Genomic DNA, 15,872 nt, shown 5'->3' with positions numbered 1-15,872 from the left:
ATGAAATGCGCGGCGGCAAGCTCTATGCTCTGGTCCTTTCCAGCATAGTCTCGATTGCGATGTCACTGCCCCGTCTACGCAACCTGCTGTTCGTCGGCCTGCTCCTGCTGGTCGGCGGTGCCCTGCTCGCCAGCTACCTGCTGAGCTGGCAACCCGCCGATCGCGAAGCCGCGCCCCTGCATTGCCAGGGCGCCGCGCCGGCGCTGAAGCCGGGGCAGGCCCTGAAGGTGATGACCTGGAACATCCAGTACCTGGCCGGCAAGCGCTACGTCTTCTGGGACGACCTGCCGGATGCCACCGGCCCGGACCAGCGCCCCACCGCCGAAGACCTGGCGTTCACCCTCGACGAGGTGGTCCGGGTGATCCGCGACGAGCAGCCGGACCTGATCCTGCTCCAGGAGATCGACGACGGCTCCAGCGCCACCGACGATCAGGACCAACTGGCGCTGATCCAGGAGCGCATCAACGATCTCTACCATTGCAGCGCCCAGGCCTACGAGTGGAAGTCGGCCTTCGTGCCGACGCCGCACATCTTCGGCAGCGTCGGCCGCAAGCAGGCCACCCTGAGCCGCTATCGCATCGATAGCGCCGAGCGGCGCCAGTTGCCGCCACGCGATGGCGGGCTGTTCGACCGCCTGTTCGGGCCGCGCCCGGCGATCCTGGTCAGCCACCTGCCGATCGACGGCGGCGGCGAGCTGGCCGTGCTCAACGCCCGCTTCGACCGCCCGCAGGCGAACGACGACACCCTCGAGCGCCAGGTCGAGACCACCCGTACGCTGCTCGACGAACTGCAGGCCAGGCGCACGCCCTGGCTGCTCGGCGGCGACCTCAACCTGCTGCCGCCCGGCCAGTATCCCTACCTGCTGGCGCCGCTGCGCGCGCCCTACCGGGAAGACAGCGAACTGGCCGTCCTGAGCGGGCGCTTCCCGATGGTGCCGTCGCTGGAAGAGGCCAGTGGCGTCGACCAGGTTCGCTGGTACACGCACTTCCCCAACGACCCTCGGGTCCAGGGGCCGGATCGGACCCTCGACTACCTGTTCCACAGCCCCTCGCTGACCCGTCTCGATGCCCGGGTCCGGCGCAGCGATACGCTGCAGATCTCCAACCACCTGCCGCTCGCCGCGCGCTTCCTGCTGCCCCATTGACCGGGCGCGCGCCGGGCTGGACAAGCGGCCCGGCGCGCCGCATGCTTCGCCCCCATTCATAACAACAAAAAACGGCAAGGCCGCACACCATGCCCCTACGCACCACAACGCCCCTGCTCGCGCTGCTGGCGTTCGCCCTGCTGGCCGCCCCGCAGCTCCATGCGCAGGACGCAAGGCCGTCGTTGAACGTCGGCTACTACGAATTCCCCCTACATCTATACCGCCCGGGATGGCCACGCCGCCGGTTCCGGCGCCCGCCTGGTCCGCCTGCTGCTGGAGCGGGCCGGCTATCGTCCGGCGTTCCGCGCCCTGCCCAGCGCGCGCCTGTACCTGGGGCTGCAGGATGGCAGCGTGGCGCTGTGGGCCGGCGCGGCCAAGCCGGAGCTGGCCGCCGACACCCTCCAGGCGCGGCGCGTGCTCGGCCACGTCAGCCTGAACCTGTACTACCCGGCGCACCAGCCGGCACCGCGGGTTCCCCAGGACCTGGCCGGACGCCGGCTGATCCTGATCAGCGGCTACAGCTACTGGAAACCGGTCACCGACTTCATCCAGGACCCCAACCTGCACCTGCGCCTGTACCGCACCGGCACCCACCACGCCGCCTTGCGCATGCTCGAACTCGGGCGCGGCGACTACCTGCTCGACTACCAGGCGCCGGTGGAAGCGGCCAGCCGCCAGGCGTTGGCAAGCCAGGAACTGTACCGCCTGCCGCTGCGGATGATCGTCTCGCGCCACATTCCCGGCGCCGAAGCGCTGCGCGACCGCCTGGACCAGGCCTACGACCAGTTGCGGAGCGACGGCGCCGACCTGTCCCTGCTGTGAACCGACCCCGGAGGAGGAGCCCGATGCATACCGCCATCCCCTGCTGCACGATCAACGGCGAACAGCCCGCCCTGCGCGGACAGGTCTGCCAGTCGCTGCTGATCCAGGAATGGTGGTGGGAAGGCCGTCCAGCCGATCCGGTGAACGTGGTCTACCTGCAGTTCGAGCAACGCTGGTATCGCCTCTACTTCGAGGGCGAGACGGTGTTCTGGCGCAGCGGCGAAGCGCCGCGGCCCTGCGAGAACGACGAAGGCCCGGGCGAGTACCGCCTGCACGACCTCGGCCGGCAGCGCGGCCTGGTCGGTGTGCGCCTGCTGGCCCTGGAGTTCGTCCTCAACGGCCCGACCCTGGACAGCCACTTCGACTTCGCCGACGGCCAGCGCCTGAGTTTCCGGCACTTCCTCGACGACGACCTGACCCGGGTGCTCTGAGCGCCGTCGACTACTTACGTGGCTTGGCCCGGGCAGTGGCCTCGGCCACCAGCGGGTCGTCCGGCCAATAATGCTTCGGATAGCGTCCCTTCAGGTCCTTCTTGACTTCCGCATAGGTGCTGCGCCAGAAGTTCGCCAGGTCCTGGGTCACCTGCACCGGGCGATGCGCGGGTGACAGCAGGTGCAGCTTCACTGCCAGGCGGCCTTGGGCGATGCGCGGAGTGTCGCCGAGGCCGAACAGTTCCTGCAGGCGCACCGCGAGGATCGGCGGGGTTTCGCTGTAGTCCAGGCGGATGCGCGAGCCGGAGGGGACTTCCAGGGTTTTCGGCGCCCACTCGTCGAGACGCTGCGGTAATGGCCAGGGCAACAGCCCGGCGAGGATCGAAGCCAGGTCGAGGTTGGCGAAGTGAGCCAGGCGGGTGACCTTGCCGAGATAGGCCGGCAACCATTCCTCCAACCGTTCCAGCAACGCGGCGTCGCTGACGTCCGGCCACTCGCTCTCGCCCTTGTCTTCCAGGTCCAGCCGGCGCAGCAAGCCGATGCGCGCCTGCCACTGGCGCAGTTCCGGGGTCCAGGGCAACAACTCCAGGCCCTTGCGCCGGACCAGGCCGAGCAGCGCCTGGCTGCGCGCCGCTTCGTCGAGGCCGGGTAGCGCCTCGCTGGACAGCACCAGTTCGCCGACCCGGCGCTGGCGCTCGGCGCGCAGCACGCCTTCGCGCTCGTCCCACTGCAGCTCGTCGCGCTGGCTGACCTGCTCCGCCAGGACCGTATCGAACAACCTCGGATCGAGTTCGGCGGCCAGGTAGATCCGCTCTTCGCGCTGGCCCTGGCGGCTGCCCAGATCGGCGATCACCAGCCAGGGCTGTTTCATCAGGCTGTCCGGTTCGCCGAACTGCGCAGCGCGTCCATTGGCCAGCCGGTAGTCGCCGCCACCGGCGCGGCGCTGGCGAGCGATGCGGTCGGGATAGGCGAAGGCCAGCAGGCAACCCAGCCAACGCGGATGACCGGGATCGACGACCGCCTCGCTGGCGGCGCCGCGCAGGTAACCGCGGAACTGCCGGGCCAGTTGCCGGGCGCGCTGTACCGCGCCGCGCGAGGCGCCAGTGCGGGCCTCGCCGGCGAGCAGGGCGAGACGGCTGTGCAGGTCGGCGCCGCCGCCACGCTGTATGTCACGTTCGCCGAGCAGCGCCGCTACGTCGCAAGCCAGTTCGCCAAGGCCGAGGGCCTGGCCGCGCAGCAGCAGGTGGGCAATGCGCGGATGGGTCGGCAATTCGGCCATCGCCTGGCCATGGGCACTCAACGCGCCGCTGGCGTACAGCGCCCCCAGCCGCCCGAGCAGCTCGCGGGCCTGGGCGTAGGCCGCCGCGGGCGGCGCGTCGAGCCAGGCCAGCTCCTCCGGCGCCACGCCCCAGCGCGCCAGTTGCAGGGCCAGCCCGGCCAGATCGGCCTGGAGGATTTCCGCCGTGCCGTAGGCAGGCAACTGCTCATGCTGGCTCTCCGACCACAAGCGGTAGCATACGCCCGGCTCCAGGCGCCCTGCGCGGCCGGCACGCTGGGTAGCGGAGGCGCGGGAGATGCGCTGGGTCTCCAGGCGGGTCATGCCGCTACCCGGATCGAAGCGCGGCACCCGCGCCAGGCCGGCGTCGATCACCACCCGTACGCCGTCGATGGTCAGGCTGGTCTCGGCGATGTTGGTCGCCAGCACCACCTTGCGCGTGCCCCGCGACGCCGGCTCGATGGCGGCGCGCTGGGCGGCGAGGTCGAGCTCGCCATGCAGCGGGCAGAGCAGCACCTCGGGGCGACCGCCAAGGGCCTCGCGCAAGCCTTCGTGAACGCGGCGGATCTCGGCCTGGCCGGGAAGAAAGACCAGCACGCTGCCGCTTTCCTCCGCCAGCGCCTGGAGCACCGCCTGCTGCACCCGCGGCTCGATGAACTCGCCGGGTTGCGCCGCCCGTCCCCAGCGGATATCCACCGGGAACATGCGGCCCTCGCTGCGCACCACCGGCGCTTCGCCGAGCAGCGCCGCAAGACGCTCGCCCTCCAGGGTCGCCGACATCACCAGCACTTTCAGCGGCGGCTCGTCGCGCAACAGTTCGCGGCCATTGAGAGTCAGCGCCAGGGCCAGGTCGGCATCCAGGCTGCGCTCGTGGAATTCGTCGAAGATCACCAGGCCGACACCGTCCAGCGCCGGGTCGTCTTGCAGGCGACGGGCAAGGATACCCTCGGTGACCACTTCGATGCGGGTCTTCGGGCCGACCCTGCTCTCCAGGCGGATCCGGTAGCCGACGGTCTCGCCGACCTTTTCGCCCAGCTCGGCGGCCAGCCGCTCGGCCGCGGCCCGCGCCGCCAGGCGTCGCGGTTCAAGCATGAGGATGCGTTGGCCGGCGAGCCAGGGCTCGTCGAGCAGGGCCAGCGGCACCCGGGTGGTCTTGCCGGCACCCGGCGGGGCTTCCAGGACGGCCTGGTGTTGTGCGCCAAGGGCCTGGCGCAGGGCGGGAACAACGGCGTCGATGGGTAGGGAAATCATGCTGGCTCCGGACTGACCGACGAAGTATACCGGCGAACCGGCAGGCGCTTTCGACGGTCTTATCGTCATCGTCGCGGCAGAAGATTGCCGAACGCTGGTCGATTGCTATAGTTCGCCGTCATGTTCACCCGGAGGTCATAAATGCGCCTTGCCACCCGCGTTTCCTGTGCCGTTCTCAGTGCAGCCCTGCTGAGCCAGTTGTCGGCCTGCGGTACGCTGTTCTACCCCGAGCGACGCGGCCAGATCGACGGTCGCATCGATCCGGCCATCGTCGCCTTCGACGCCATCGGCCTGCTGTTCTATATCATCCCCGGCCTGATCGCCTTCGGCGTCGACTTCGCCACCGGCGCCATCTACCTGCCCGACGCCAAGTACTCGGTCGCCCCGGAAGTGCTCAAGGATGCCGTCGGCGCGGACGGCAAGGTCGACAACCGCAAGCTCAAGGCCATCCTCGAACGCGAGATCGGCCGTGAACTGCCGCTCGACGACCCGCGCCTGATCCGCCACAGCGGCAGCGTCGAGCAACTGGCGGCCTATGGCCTGAAGCCGGCCGCCTGATCCGCCCTCCGAGCGCGACCGTGCGTCAGTGCCCGGTCGCCGCCCGGTTGGTTTACAGTGGCGCCGTCCCTCCTGACAGAAGCGCCCCATGAGTCCCGATTCCCCCCACGCCCGCCTGCTGCGCCTGGCCACCCTGGCCTCGCTCGGTGTCGCCGTCACCCTGGTCATCGGCAAGGCCATTGCCTGGTGGCTGAGCGGTTCGGTGAGCCTGCTCGCCGGCCTCACCGACTCCCTGCTGGACAGTGCCGCCTCGCTGCTCAACCTGCTGGCGGTGCACTATTCGCTACGCCCGGCCGACGACGACCACCGCTACGGCCACGGCAAGGCCGAGGCCCTGGCCGGCCTGGCCCAGGCGATGTTCATCGGTGCCAGCGCGGTGCTGGTGGCTATCCAGGCGGTCGAGCAATTGCGCGACCCGCAGCCCCTCGGCGCGGCCACCTGGGGCATCGCGGTGATGCTGCTGTCGCTGCTGCTCACGGCCCTTCTCCTAGCCTTCCAGACCCACGTCATCCGCCGCACCGGTTCCACCGCGATACGCGCCGACTCGCTGCACTACCGCTCGGACCTGCTGCTCAACGCCAGCATCCTCGTGGCACTGCTCCTGGCCCGCTACGGCTGGCCACAGAGCGACGGCCTGTTCGGCCTGGGCATCGCCCTGTACATCCTCTGGAGCGCCCTGCAGATCGCTCGCGAGTCGGTGTCGATCCTGATGGACCGGGAACTGCCTACCGACATCAGCGAGCGCATGCGCGAACTCGCCTGCAGCGTGCCGGGAGTGCTCGGCGCGCACGACGTGCGCACGCGGATCTCCGGCAACCACTGGTTCGTCCAGTTGCACCTCGAGCTGCCCGGCGAGCTGAGCCTGTCGGTGGCCCACGCCCTGACCGACCGCGCAGTGCTGGCGATCAAGCGCGAATACCCGAAGGCCGAGGTGCTGATCCATGCCGACCCGCAGGAAGTGGTCGGCAAGGAAACCGTCAGTTGACGCTGTAGCCGCGCCCGCTCAGGCAGGCGGCCATGGCCCGGCGGTAGCCGTTGGCGGCCTCGGCGGCCGGCGCGTAGGTCGCCCCCGCCGGGTCGAAGCCGCTCTCGCCCACCGCCCAGCGGTGGCACTCGTAGCGGTCGCGGCCCTGCTGGTCGGGCCCCTGGCCGCGCGCGGGGTAGGCCACCACGTCGTAGCTGGCGGCCGGCCCGCTGACCGGATAAACGGGTCCCGCTGCCCGCGGCGGCGGGCTGACCACTTCGTACTCGCGGGTGTCGGCATGCCACAGGTAGTAAGTGCCGGCGGCAAGGAAGTACAGCACGCTGCCCAGCCAGACCTGCTCCGCATAGGGCGGCAGGCTGCGGACGCGCACCCCGCGGGGCGGCACGACCAGCACATAGCGCGGGCCGTCGGGTCGGTACCAGTAGCCGTCGTCGAAGAAATACTCGCCGCCGCGATAGGGCACCCGCAGGTGTCCGCGCGGCAAGGCCTCCACCACCCGGCCCGGACGCCAGTCGGGATGCGGTCCCCAACTGCCGCCATGCGCTTCGCCGCGGCCAGGTCCCGGTTGTCCGTGGGCAACACCGCGCTCGCCGCCGGCTCCACCGCGTCCCCCTCGGCCGTCGTCGGCCTGCGCCTGGACGCACAGGCTCAGCGAGAGAGCGCCCACCCCGAGCATTCGCCACCATCCACCGTTCATCGTCTGCCTCGCCCCGGGCCTGGTCGCCCGGCCACGTTCGAATGATCCCGGGAACGACTTTCCGCCGTTTTCCGCCAAGGGTGGGTAAACGCCGGGTAAAGAATGGGTAAAAGCGCGGCACGGGCCGGATCGCGGGCAAAGAAAAAGGGAGGCCCGTCGACCTCCCTTCTGGGGTAACTGTCCTGGCTCGGCGCTGTTGGCGACGGCTCACCTCACTCCACCTTCTGGGCGGTGTGCAACCCGGAGGCCGGCGCAACCCTGTAGGGTCGGCGGCCACGGCTGGCCTGATTGGGCGAGCCGTGATGGACGAGATGTCCGGGCCGTGAATCTGGGTAAAAGAATACGTCGCCAGGCGCGACCAATGATTGCTAATATTGCTCACCAGAACCTTGATTGCGCAATAAATCACTCAAATTCACCTTGCCGATGGCAATCAACCTGAAAGAAATCCTCGCCATGAACAAACTCGACCGCTACGACCTGCGTATCCTCGAAGAACTCCAGCGCGACGCACGCATCTCCAACCAGGAACTGGCAGAACGGATAGGCCTGTCGCCATCGCCCTGTTCGCGACGGGTCAAGCAGCTCGAGGACGACGGCTACATCGTCCGCCAGGTAGCCTTGCTGGACCGCAAGAAGCTCGGCCTGAGCCTCACCGCCTTCGTCCTCATAGGCATGGACCGACACACCCCGGAACGCTTCGAACATTTTCAGGAAGTCATCGGCAAATGCCCGGAAGTGCTGGAGTGCAGCCTGGTCACCGGGATGGACGCGGACTACCAGTTGAAGATCGTGGTGCCGGACATGGACCATTACCAGAAACTCCTGCTGGGTACCCTGACGCGCATCGAGGGGGTCTCCAGCGTGCGCTCCAGCTTCGTCCTCAACCAGGTGCTGGCGAGTACCGAACTGCCGCTGGAGCACCTGCGCGATTGATCGTAGCGAGACCTGGGACATGACACGGAACAGGCGGCATGCCGTATAATCGGCAGCCTGTTTCAGTTGTCATGCCCGCGTGGCCCCCGCATATAAAGAGCAGCCTGCTCGTAGAACGATAAACGCCTTGCCCGCCCCCCATGGCACGCTCCGTCCGACCGCGAGCCGGACTTCGTTTGCTTGAAAATCCGGAGGTTGCCAATGGATCCCGAACTGTTCGAAGAGTGGATGATGACCGGTCTGGTGACCGTGCTTATCCTGTTCATGGCTTTCATCGTGTGGGACCTGGCGAAGAAGTCGAAAGCCGGCAAGTTCGGAACCCTGATCCTGTTCTTCGCCCTCGGCCTGGGCGTACTGGGCTTCATCATCAAGGGCCTGGTCATCGGCAGCCTCGAAGGCGCGGGCATGTAACCCCGGCGCCACGCGCGTCATCCAACCACTCGTAATCATCCGCCGGCCCCGGCCAACGGGGCCGGCTCGCCTTGCCATTGCCTAGAACAAGGGAGTCGCCATGAACGCCGCCGACCGCGTCATGCAGAGTTATGGACGCTGCTGTGCCAGCACCGGATTCTTCGATGATTTCTACCGGCATTTCCTTGCCAGTTCCCCGCAGATTCGCGCCAAGTTCGCCACCACCGACATGACTGCGCAGAAACACCTGCTGCGTGCCGGGATCATGAACCTGGTGATGTACGCCCGCGGCATGTCCGACAGCAAGCTGCGCGCCCTCGGCGCCAGCCATTCGCGCGCCGCGCTGGATATCCGCCCGGAACTCTACGACCTGTGGCTGGACGCCCTGCTGATGGCGGTCGCCGAGCACGACCGCGACTGCGACGCCGAGACCCGCGACGCCTGGCGCGACGTGATGGGTCGTGGCATCGCCGTGATCAAGTCGTACTACTGATCGTTCCGCGCCCGCTGGACGACGCCCCTCTCGTCAGTCCAGCCGCGCCGGCACTTCCCGCCATTCCCCGAGGCCCAGGCCATCCAGGCTCCAGGGGCCGATCCGCACCCGCACCAGCCGCAGCGTCGGCAAGCCCACCGCCGCCGTCATCCGCCGCACCTGGCGATTGCGCCCCTCGCGGATCACCAGTTCCAGCCAGTGGGTCGGCACCGACTTGCGAAAACGCACCGGCGGCACCCGCTCCCACAACGTCGGCTCATCCAGCAGACGCGCCTCGGCGGGCAGCGTCGGGCCGTCGTTGAGCGTCACGCCCTCGCGCAGGCGCCGCAATTGCTCCTCGTCCGGCGTACCTTCGACCTGCACCCAGTAGGTCTTCGGCAGCTTGTGCCGGGGGTCGGCGATGCGCGCCTGCAGGCGACCGTCGTTGGTCAGCAGCAACAGGCCCTCGCTGTCGCGGTCCAGGCGCCCGGCCGGATACACGCCCGGCACCGGGATGAAGTCCTTGAGGGTCGAACGCCCTTGCTCGTCGTTGAACTGGGTCAGTACGTCGAACGGCTTGTTGAACAGCAGCAGCTTCGGCTCGCTCGGCGGCGCCTTGGCCACCCGGCGTGGCGCAGGGCGGACGGGATGACGCGGGGAAGGACGCGGGGGACGGGACATGACTGGAAACGAGTTGGCTTGATCGGGGTACCGGGCGGCATGCTAGGTTGTCCGAGAGCCTGACCGCAAGAGCATCCCCTCATGCCCTCCCTGCGTCCCACCTGGCTGATCAGCCTGCTGACCCTGGCCGGCTGCGCTGGCAGCGCCTATCAGGGTCCGCCTTCGGACCATTTCGACGGCGAACGTTTCCGCAATATCCAGCCGACCGCGCACAAGAGCCTGCGCGACCTGCTCAAGTGGCAGTGGAACCGCCCGCCGCAACGCCCGTGGGTCGCCCTGCCGCCGACGGCAACGCCGCCAAGGGTGAACGAGCGCGCCCGCGGCGAAGAACTGCGGGTCACCTACATCAACCACGCCACCCTGCTGATCCAGCACCGCGGCCTGAACATCCTCACCGACCCGGTCTGGTCGCAACGGGTCAGCCCGCTCGCCTTCATCGGCCCGAAGCGCCACCATCCGCCCGGGTTGACGCTCGACCAGTTGCCACCGATCGACCTGGTGCTTGTGAGCCACAACCACTACGACCACCTCGACCTGGAAACCCTGCGCCAGCTCCACCGGCGCTGGCCGACGGCCAAGGTGGTCAGCGGCCTGGGCAACGCCGGGCTGATCCGCCAGACAGGTTTCGCCGACGTCGTGGAGATCGACTGGTGGCAGGCCGTGCCGCTGGGCGCTGGCCTGACGCTGCATGGCGTACCGGTGCAGCACTGGTCGTCGCGCACCCGCAGCGACACCAACCGCACGCTCTGGCTCGGCTTCGTCATCGACTCGCCGGACGGCCCGCTGCTGTTTCCCGGCGATACCGGGCTCGGCCCGGAGTTCGGGCTGATCCACCAGCGCTTCGGGGCGATGCGTTTCGCCGCCCTGCCGATCGGCGCCTACGAGCCGCGCTGGTTCATGCGCGACCACCACATGAATCCCGACGACGCGGTGCAGGCCCATCGCACGCTGCAGGCGCAGACCAGCATGGCCATCCACTTCGGTACCTTCAATCTCACCGACGAACAGCAGGACGACCCGCCCAAGGCGCTCCAGGCGGCGCTGCGCAGCCAAGGCGTGGACCCGGCGACCTTCGGCACGCCGAAACCCGGCGAGCAGTGGCGCGTCGCACCGCGCAACGTCGCTCAGGAGGCCGGGGCCACCAGGCGGGAGCAGCAGTTGCGGTAGCGCTTGCCGCTGCCGCACGGACAAGCCTGGTCGCCACGGCCGCCCAGGGCCAGCCAGCTTTCCAGGCGCGCGGCCATCCCGGCCAGGCGCTCGCGGGCCTCGTCGTCCAGGCCGGCGCGGGCCAGTTGGCGCCGCAGGCCGAGGTAGTCTTCCAGCAGGACATCGCGGCTGAGCGCCTGGTACTGGTCGGCCAGCGGCACGCCTTCGTAGCGCCGCTGCGGGTCGGCCAGGAAAGCGATGGCGCCCGCCTGCGGCAGGACATTCCACAGGTTGCCGCGCGGATCGCGCCAGCAAGCGCTGAAACGCGCGCGCAGGGCCAAGCCACGCCATTCTTCCAGGATCCAGCCATCGACCCGCTCGCCGCCGAGGGCCTCGACCGCCCGCCCGACCGAGAACCACGGTTCGCCGGCCAGGCTTTCCGGCATCGGCAACGGCGCTGCCACTTCCGGCGCGGCATCGGGCACCAGGCGGCGGGCGAAGCGACGGAGCGGGTTGCTGAGATGAGTGGGGGCGCTGAACGGCATGGGGCTCACATCGATGGCAGGCGTGGTCGTTCCGACCGGCAGAAGGCGCCGCGGTTCCACGCAGGGCGAAGGGCCATCATTGTAGGGCCTCGGCGCCGCGAGGCGTAGAAGCGCGCCGAGGTTTCCGCACGGAAACCGCGGCGCGTCCGATCAACGGAACGGCGGCTCGTCGAAACTTCGCAGCTTGCGCGAGTGCAGCGAGTTGAGCTGGCTGCGCAACAGGTCGAGGGCGGCGATGCCGATCCGCAGGTGCTGGTTCACCGCGCGCTCGTAGAAGGCGTTGGCCGAGCCGGGCAGCTTGATCTCGCTGTGCAGCGGCTTGTCCGAGACGCACAGCAACGTGCCGTAGGGCACCCGCAGGCGGTAGCCCTGGGCGGCGATGGTGCCGCTCTCCATGTCCACCGCGATGGCCCGCGCCAGGTTGATCAGTGGCCGCTCCTGGGCCCAGCGCAGCTCCCAGTTGCGGTCGTCGTAGGTGAGCACGGTGCCGGTGCGCAAGCGTCGCTTGAGCGACTCGCCGCGCTCGCCGGTGACTTCGGCGGCGGCTTCCTGCAAGGCGACCTGGACTTCGGCCAGCGCCGGGATCGGGATGTGCGGCGGCAGCGCGCGGTCGAGGATGCCGTCGCGGCGCATGTAGGCGTGCGCCAGTACGTAGTCGCCGATGGTCTGCGACTGCCGCAGGCCGCCGCAGTGGCCGATCATCAGCCAGCAATGCGGACGCAACACCGCCAGGTGGTCAGTGATGTTCTTCGCGTTGGACGGGCCGACCCCGATGTTGACCAGGGTGATGCCGTCGCCATCGGCGGCGATCAGGTGGTAGGCCGGCATCTGGTAGCGGTGCCAGACCACCCCGGCGACGATGGCGTTGGCCTCGCCTTCGTCCATCCCGCGTTCGATGATCACGTTGCCCGGCAGGACCATGCGCACGAAGCGCGGGTCCTCGCGCAGGCGGGTCAGGCCGAGGCGGATGAACTGGTCGACGTAGCGGTGGTAGTTGGTCAGCAGGATCCACGGCTGCACGTGGCGCCAGTCGCTGCCGGTGTAGTGCACCAGGCGGCGCAGGGAGAAGTCCACCCGCGCGGCGTCGAACAGCGCCAGCGGCAACTGGTCGGCGCGTTCCCATTCGTAGAGGCCGTCGGCGATGTCGTCGGAAGCGGCGGACAGGTCGGTGCTGGGGAACACCCGCGCCAGCTCGGCGGCGGTCACCCCGGAGCCGGCCAGCTCGTCGCCCTGCTCGACCACGTAGGGATAGGGGATGTCCTGTTGGCTCGGGCCGACCTGCACCTGCACGGTGAAATCGTCCATCAGCGGACGCAACTGTTCCAGCAGGTACTTGCGGAAGGCGTCGGGGTGGGTGACGGTGACGCTGTATTCGCCCGGCACCTGGACCTTGGCGTAGGCGCGGGTGGTGGACGGCACCTCGCCCTGGCAGCGGTAGCCGATGCGCAGTTGCGGGTAGTGGAAGTTCTGCCGCTCGGCCTCGCTTGGCTCGATGCGCTCCTTGATGTAGCGCTTGAGCGCCTGGCTCAGCGCCGCGGTGGCCTGGCGGTGCAGCTCGGCAAGACGGTCGACGGCCTCCTCGGCCGTGCGGGCGACGACGAACCCGTCGTCGGAATCGATACTCATGGTGGGCTTCCTGTCGGTTCGCATGGAAAACATCTTGCCTGTACCGACAGGAAAACACAGCGCTTTTCTCCCGTTACCTCATTCGGCCAGCGCCACCACCGCCATGGTCACGGTGGCCTTGCTGAACAGGTGCCGCCGACCGTCCCGCTCGGCGAACACCTCGGCCTCGACCACCGTCACCTGGCGCCCGGCCTTGAGCACCTCGGCGCGACACAACAGGCGCTGGCAAAGCGCCGGGCGCAACAGGTTGAGCTTGAACTCCAGGGTCAGCACCGTCTGCCCCTCCTCCACCAGGGTCGCGGCGGCGGCCCCGGCGGCATGGTCGGCCAGGGTCGCCTGGACCCCGGCATGGATGAAGCCGTTCTGCTGGGCGTGGCGGGGCAGGATGTCCAGCCCCGCTTCGACCCAACCCGGCCCGCAGTCCAGCGGACGGATGCCGAGGTCGCCGACGAAACTGGCCGCGGCGAAGCCCTGCTCGACCAGCTCCCGGTAGCGCGGATGCGCCTGCATCGCGACGCGCCTCAGGCCAGGTGCGGGGTGGCGCGAGCCAACAGCGCCTCGACCTCGACGCCGCGCGGCAGGGTGCCGTAGACCCGCCCGCCGTCCCCCAGGCGACTGCCGATGAAGGCGTCGGACACCGCGGAGTTGCCGGCTTCCAGCAACAGCTTGGCCTGCAGGGCGATCGCCACGTCCTCGGTGAGCTGGCGGGCGCGGTACTGGATGTCGGCGGTGTCGGCGAAGGCCGCCTTGAGGTTGCCGATGTGCGCGGCGAGACGGGCGTCGCCATGGCCGTCGCCCAGTTCGGCGAACAACGCGTCGAGCACCCCCGGCTCCTTCGACAGGGCACGCAGCACGTCCAGGCACTGCACGTTGCCGGAACCTTCCCAGATCGAGTTCACCGGGGCCTCGCGGTACAGCCGCGGCAGGATGGTTTCCTCGACGTAGCCGGCACCGCCCATGCATTCGGAGGCTTCGTTGATCATCGCCGGGGCACGCTTGCAGATCCAGTACTTGCCCACCGCGGTGACCAGGCGGGCGAACTTCTCCTCCTGCTCGTCGTGGCCACGGTCCAGGGCATGCCCCATGCGCAGGGTCAGGGCCAGCGCCGCCTCGCTTTCCAGGGCCAGGTCGGCGAGCACGTTCTGCATCAGCGGTTGCTCGGCCAGCACCCGCCCGCCGACCTTGCGGTAGGCACAGTGGTGGGCGGCCTGGGTCAACGCCTGACGCATCAGTGCGCTGGAGCCGATCATGCAGTCGAAGCGGGTCATGGCGACCATCTCGATGATGGTCGGCACGCCACGGCCCTCTTCGCCGACCATCCAGGCCAGGGCGCCGCGATACTCGATTTCGCTGGAGGCGTTCGACCAGTTGCCCAGCTTGTCCTTCAGGCGCTGGATGTAGAACTGGTTGCGGCTGCCGTCCGGCCGGTGGCGCGGCAGCAGAAAGCAGGTCAGGCCCTTGTCGGTGTAGGCCAGGGTGAGGAAGGCGTCGCACATCGGCGCCGAGCAGAACCACTTGTGCCCGACCAGTTCGTAGGCCTGCCCCGGCCCGGGAATCCCCACCGGGTAGGCCCGCGTGGTATTGGCCCGGACGTCGGTGCCGCCCTGCTTCTCGGTCATCGCCATGCCGATGGTGACGCCCGCCTTCTGCTCCATCGGCACGTTGCGCGGGTCGTACTCGCGGGAGAGGATCTTCGGCAGCCATTTCTCGGCCAGGTCCGCCTGCAGGCGAATCGCTGGCACGCTGGCGTAGGTCATGGTCAACGGGCAACCGGTGCCGGCCTCCGCCTGGCTGTGCAGGTAGGACAGCCCGGCCCGCGCCACCTGGGCGCCGGGGCGCGGGTCGGTCCAGGGCAGCGAGGGCAGTTCGTGTTCGATGGCGGCGCGCATCAGCTCGTGGTAGGCGGGGTGGAACTCCACCAGGTCGACGCGGTTGCCGTAGCGGTCGTGGCTATGGAACTCCGGCTTGTGCTGGTTGGCCAGGAAGCCGGCCGCCATCAGCGGGCCGCCGGCCAGCTCGCCGTAGCGCTGCAGGCGCTCCTCGGCCCAGCCGCCCTGGTAGCGACGCACCCACTCCTGGAGAGGCAGGTCGAGGCGGTAGAGGTTGGCACCATCCAGCGACGGTACCTGGTTGGTCACTTCGTGGGTTTCGGCGTACTGGTGCAGGTTCATGAGGGTTCCTCGCAGACAGGCGCGCCCACCGCGCGCAGGCAGAAGTTCACCAGAGCCGTACTCACCGGCTCCAGACTCGGTTCCGACTGGCCGCTGTCGCGAGCGGCGCGCGCCGGGGGAGACAAGGGGCCGACCAGCGCCTCGGCGATGGCCCCGACCAGGCAGGCCGCGGCAAGCGGCACCAGGGAAAGCTGGAATGCGCCACTGCGCCGGCCCTCCTCGAGCAGTTCGACGAACAGTGCGGCGTAGGCCTCGCGATAGCGCAGGCGCTGCTCGTCGACTTCAGGATCCACCGGCTCGGCGATCAGGGCGAAGGCCAGCCGCTGGCTGCTCCAGGCGCGCGCGGCAAAGCGCCGCAAGCCCTCGGCCAGGCGCCAGGCGGGCGCGCCGGGACCGCGCAGGACCACGGCCAGGGCATCGACCTCACGCTGGCTGGCGCGGCGGAAGATTTCCGCCGCCAGCTCGCCCTTGCCCCGGAAGTGGCGGTACAGGCTGCCGGTGGCGATCCCCGCGTCGTCGGCCAGGGCCTGCATGGTCAGCGCGGCGAAACCGCCCTCCGCGACACGCCGCAGGCCTAGCTGGAGGATACGCTCGCGCAGCGCGGAATCGCGTTGCAGGCGGCGTTCGGTGACACGATAGACCATGACTGAATCCGGATTCACTTTTTCCCAGTGAATCACGCTTCAGGCTTTGCCTAAAGAGACATACAGGTCGCGCAG

The 15,872-nt window shown here is 69.0% G+C and carries 16 protein-coding genes and 1 pseudogene; 9 read left to right on the top strand and 8 right to left on the bottom strand.

The window, feature by feature from the left end; translation table 11 throughout:
• The first annotated feature begins 5 nt into the window (after nt 1-5).
• The 3 genes and pseudogenes from LE197_RS34090 to LE197_RS34080 all read left to right on the top strand — a co-directional run bounded on the left by LE197_RS34090 (nt 6) and on the right by LE197_RS34080 (nt 2,398).
• Nucleotides 6-1,145, top strand: a complete 1,140-nt coding sequence (locus tag LE197_RS34090) for an endonuclease/exonuclease/phosphatase family protein (RefSeq protein ID WP_031628600.1) — start codon at nt 6-8, stop codon at nt 1,143-1,145.
• Nucleotides 1,146-1,234: 89 nt separating this feature from the next.
• A pseudogene (locus tag LE197_RS34085) lies at nt 1,235-1,967 on the top strand (substrate-binding periplasmic protein).
• Nucleotides 1,968-1,990: 23 nt separating this feature from the next.
• Entirely contained in the window at nt 1,991-2,398 is a 408-nt protein-coding gene (locus LE197_RS34080; RefSeq protein WP_003093113.1) for a hypothetical protein, read from the top strand.
• Between the two features lie 10 nt (nt 2,399-2,408).
• On the opposite strand, the gene hrpB is transcribed toward LE197_RS34080, so the two are convergent.
• A complete protein-coding gene (gene hrpB, locus LE197_RS34075; RefSeq protein ID WP_023105043.1) occupies nt 2,409-4,925 on the bottom strand; it encodes an ATP-dependent helicase HrpB in 2,517 nt (838 codons plus the stop codon).
• Between the two features lie 141 nt (nt 4,926-5,066).
• Between hrpB and LE197_RS34070 the strand changes: the two genes are divergently transcribed.
• Both LE197_RS34070 and fieF read left to right on the top strand, forming a co-directional pair.
• Nucleotides 5,067-5,483: a hypothetical protein gene (locus LE197_RS34070; protein ID WP_003093116.1), complete on the top strand. Its 417-nt coding sequence runs from the start codon at nt 5,067-5,069 to the stop codon at nt 5,481-5,483.
• A gap of 88 nt (nt 5,484-5,571) precedes the next feature.
• The gene (gene fieF / locus LE197_RS34065; RefSeq protein WP_003093118.1) at nt 5,572-6,468 is read left to right on the top strand and encodes a CDF family cation-efflux transporter FieF; all 897 of its coding nucleotides are present in this window, start codon (nt 5,572-5,574) and stop codon (nt 6,466-6,468) included.
• Here the strand turns inward: fieF and LE197_RS34060 are convergent.
• Nucleotides 6,461-7,144, bottom strand: coding sequence for a DUF6515 family protein (locus LE197_RS34060; protein WP_196752366.1), 684 nt, complete (start codon nt 7,142-7,144; stop codon nt 6,461-6,463). The two genes, fieF and LE197_RS34060, sit on opposite strands and share 8 nt — an antisense overlap.
• Before the next feature lie 447 nt (nt 7,145-7,591).
• Between LE197_RS34060 and LE197_RS34055 the strand changes: the two genes are divergently transcribed.
• From LE197_RS34055 to LE197_RS34045, 3 genes are all read left to right on the top strand, one after another.
• Complete coding sequence (locus LE197_RS34055; RefSeq protein ID WP_073666591.1) at nt 7,592-8,101, top strand: Lrp/AsnC family transcriptional regulator; 510 nt, start codon at nt 7,592-7,594, stop codon at nt 8,099-8,101.
• Between the two features lie 201 nt (nt 8,102-8,302).
• Entirely contained in the window at nt 8,303-8,512 is a 210-nt protein-coding gene (locus tag LE197_RS34050; protein WP_003093125.1) for a DUF2788 domain-containing protein, read from the top strand.
• A 100-nt stretch (nt 8,513-8,612) separates the two neighbouring features.
• Nucleotides 8,613-9,005: a globin gene (locus tag LE197_RS34045; RefSeq protein WP_003093127.1), complete on the top strand. Its 393-nt coding sequence runs from the start codon at nt 8,613-8,615 to the stop codon at nt 9,003-9,005.
• A 33-nt stretch (nt 9,006-9,038) separates the two neighbouring features.
• Here LE197_RS34045 and LE197_RS34040 read toward each other — a convergent pair whose 3' ends face one another.
• Nucleotides 9,039-9,608, bottom strand: a complete 570-nt coding sequence (locus LE197_RS34040) for a pseudouridine synthase (RefSeq protein ID WP_003114324.1) — start codon at nt 9,606-9,608, stop codon at nt 9,039-9,041.
• Nucleotides 9,609-9,746: 138 nt separating this feature from the next.
• Between LE197_RS34040 and LE197_RS34035 the strand changes: the two genes are divergently transcribed.
• A complete protein-coding gene (locus LE197_RS34035) occupies nt 9,747-10,832 on the top strand; it encodes an MBL fold metallo-hydrolase (RefSeq protein WP_023097235.1) in 1,086 nt (361 codons plus the stop codon).
• Here LE197_RS34035 and LE197_RS34030 read toward each other — a convergent pair.
• The 5 genes from LE197_RS34030 to LE197_RS34010 all read right to left on the bottom strand — a co-directional run bounded on the left by LE197_RS34030 (nt 10,790) and on the right by LE197_RS34010 (nt 15,797).
• A complete protein-coding gene (locus LE197_RS34030) occupies nt 10,790-11,356 on the bottom strand; it encodes an SEC-C metal-binding domain-containing protein (RefSeq protein WP_003161869.1) in 567 nt (188 codons plus the stop codon). The two genes, LE197_RS34035 and LE197_RS34030, sit on opposite strands and share 43 nt — an antisense overlap.
• A 150-nt stretch (nt 11,357-11,506) precedes the next feature.
• Complete coding sequence (amn, locus tag LE197_RS34025) at nt 11,507-13,006, bottom strand: AMP nucleosidase (protein WP_003119204.1); 1,500 nt, start codon at nt 13,004-13,006, stop codon at nt 11,507-11,509.
• 54 nt (nt 13,007-13,060) lie between these two features.
• Entirely contained in the window at nt 13,061-13,492 is a 432-nt protein-coding gene (locus LE197_RS34020) for a PaaI family thioesterase (protein WP_003093139.1), read from the bottom strand.
• Between the two features lie 11 nt (nt 13,493-13,503).
• Entirely contained in the window at nt 13,504-15,153 is a 1,650-nt protein-coding gene (locus LE197_RS34015; protein ID WP_003119203.1) for an acyl-CoA dehydrogenase family protein, read from the bottom strand.
• Nucleotides 15,150-15,797 (bottom strand): TetR/AcrR family transcriptional regulator, encoded by a 648-nt coding sequence (locus LE197_RS34010; RefSeq protein WP_226033801.1) that lies wholly within the window; start codon nt 15,795-15,797, stop codon nt 15,150-15,152. The genes LE197_RS34015 and LE197_RS34010 overlap by 4 nt, the downstream gene beginning before the upstream one ends.
• Nucleotides 15,798-15,872 lie beyond the last annotated feature (75 nt).

The organism is Pseudomonas sp. PS1(2021) (genome assembly GCF_020405165.1).
GTDB lineage: Bacteria > Pseudomonadota > Gammaproteobacteria > Pseudomonadales > Pseudomonadaceae > Pseudomonas > Pseudomonas aeruginosa.
This window is presented reverse-complemented; position numbering and strand designations above follow the sequence as displayed.

Coding starts and splice junctions, on each gene's coding strand:
- LE197_RS34045 (WP_003093127.1), top strand. CDS start 8,613: ATGAACGCCGCCGACCGCGTCATGCAGAGTTATGGACGCTGCTGTGCC.
- LE197_RS34070 (WP_003093116.1), top strand. CDS start 5,067: ATGCGCCTTGCCACCCGCGTTTCCTGTGCCGTTCTCAGTGCAGCCCTG.
- LE197_RS34010 (WP_226033801.1), bottom strand. CDS start 15,797: ATGGTCTATCGTGTCACCGAACGCCGCCTGCAACGCGATTCCGCGCTG.
- LE197_RS34060 (WP_196752366.1), bottom strand. CDS start 7,144: ATGCTCGGGGTGGGCGCTCTCTCGCTGAGCCTGTGCGTCCAGGCGCAG.
- LE197_RS34035 (WP_023097235.1), top strand. CDS start 9,747: ATGCCCTCCCTGCGTCCCACCTGGCTGATCAGCCTGCTGACCCTGGCC.
- LE197_RS34050 (WP_003093125.1), top strand. CDS start 8,303: ATGGATCCCGAACTGTTCGAAGAGTGGATGATGACCGGTCTGGTGACC.
- LE197_RS34020 (WP_003093139.1), bottom strand. CDS start 13,492: ATGCAGGCGCATCCGCGCTACCGGGAGCTGGTCGAGCAGGGCTTCGCC.
- amn (WP_003119204.1), bottom strand. CDS start 13,006: ATGCGAACCGACAGGAAGCCCACCATGAGTATCGATTCCGACGACGGG.
- LE197_RS34030 (WP_003161869.1), bottom strand. CDS start 11,356: ATGCCGTTCAGCGCCCCCACTCATCTCAGCAACCCGCTCCGTCGCTTC.
- LE197_RS34080 (WP_003093113.1), top strand. CDS start 1,991: ATGCATACCGCCATCCCCTGCTGCACGATCAACGGCGAACAGCCCGCC.
- LE197_RS34090 (WP_031628600.1), top strand. CDS start 6: ATGCGCGGCGGCAAGCTCTATGCTCTGGTCCTTTCCAGCATAGTCTCG.
- hrpB (WP_023105043.1), bottom strand. CDS start 4,925: ATGATTTCCCTACCCATCGACGCCGTTGTTCCCGCCCTGCGCCAGGCC.
- LE197_RS34055 (WP_073666591.1), top strand. CDS start 7,592: ATGGCAATCAACCTGAAAGAAATCCTCGCCATGAACAAACTCGACCGC.
- LE197_RS34015 (WP_003119203.1), bottom strand. CDS start 15,153: ATGAACCTGCACCAGTACGCCGAAACCCACGAAGTGACCAACCAGGTA.
- fieF (WP_003093118.1), top strand. CDS start 5,572: ATGAGTCCCGATTCCCCCCACGCCCGCCTGCTGCGCCTGGCCACCCTG.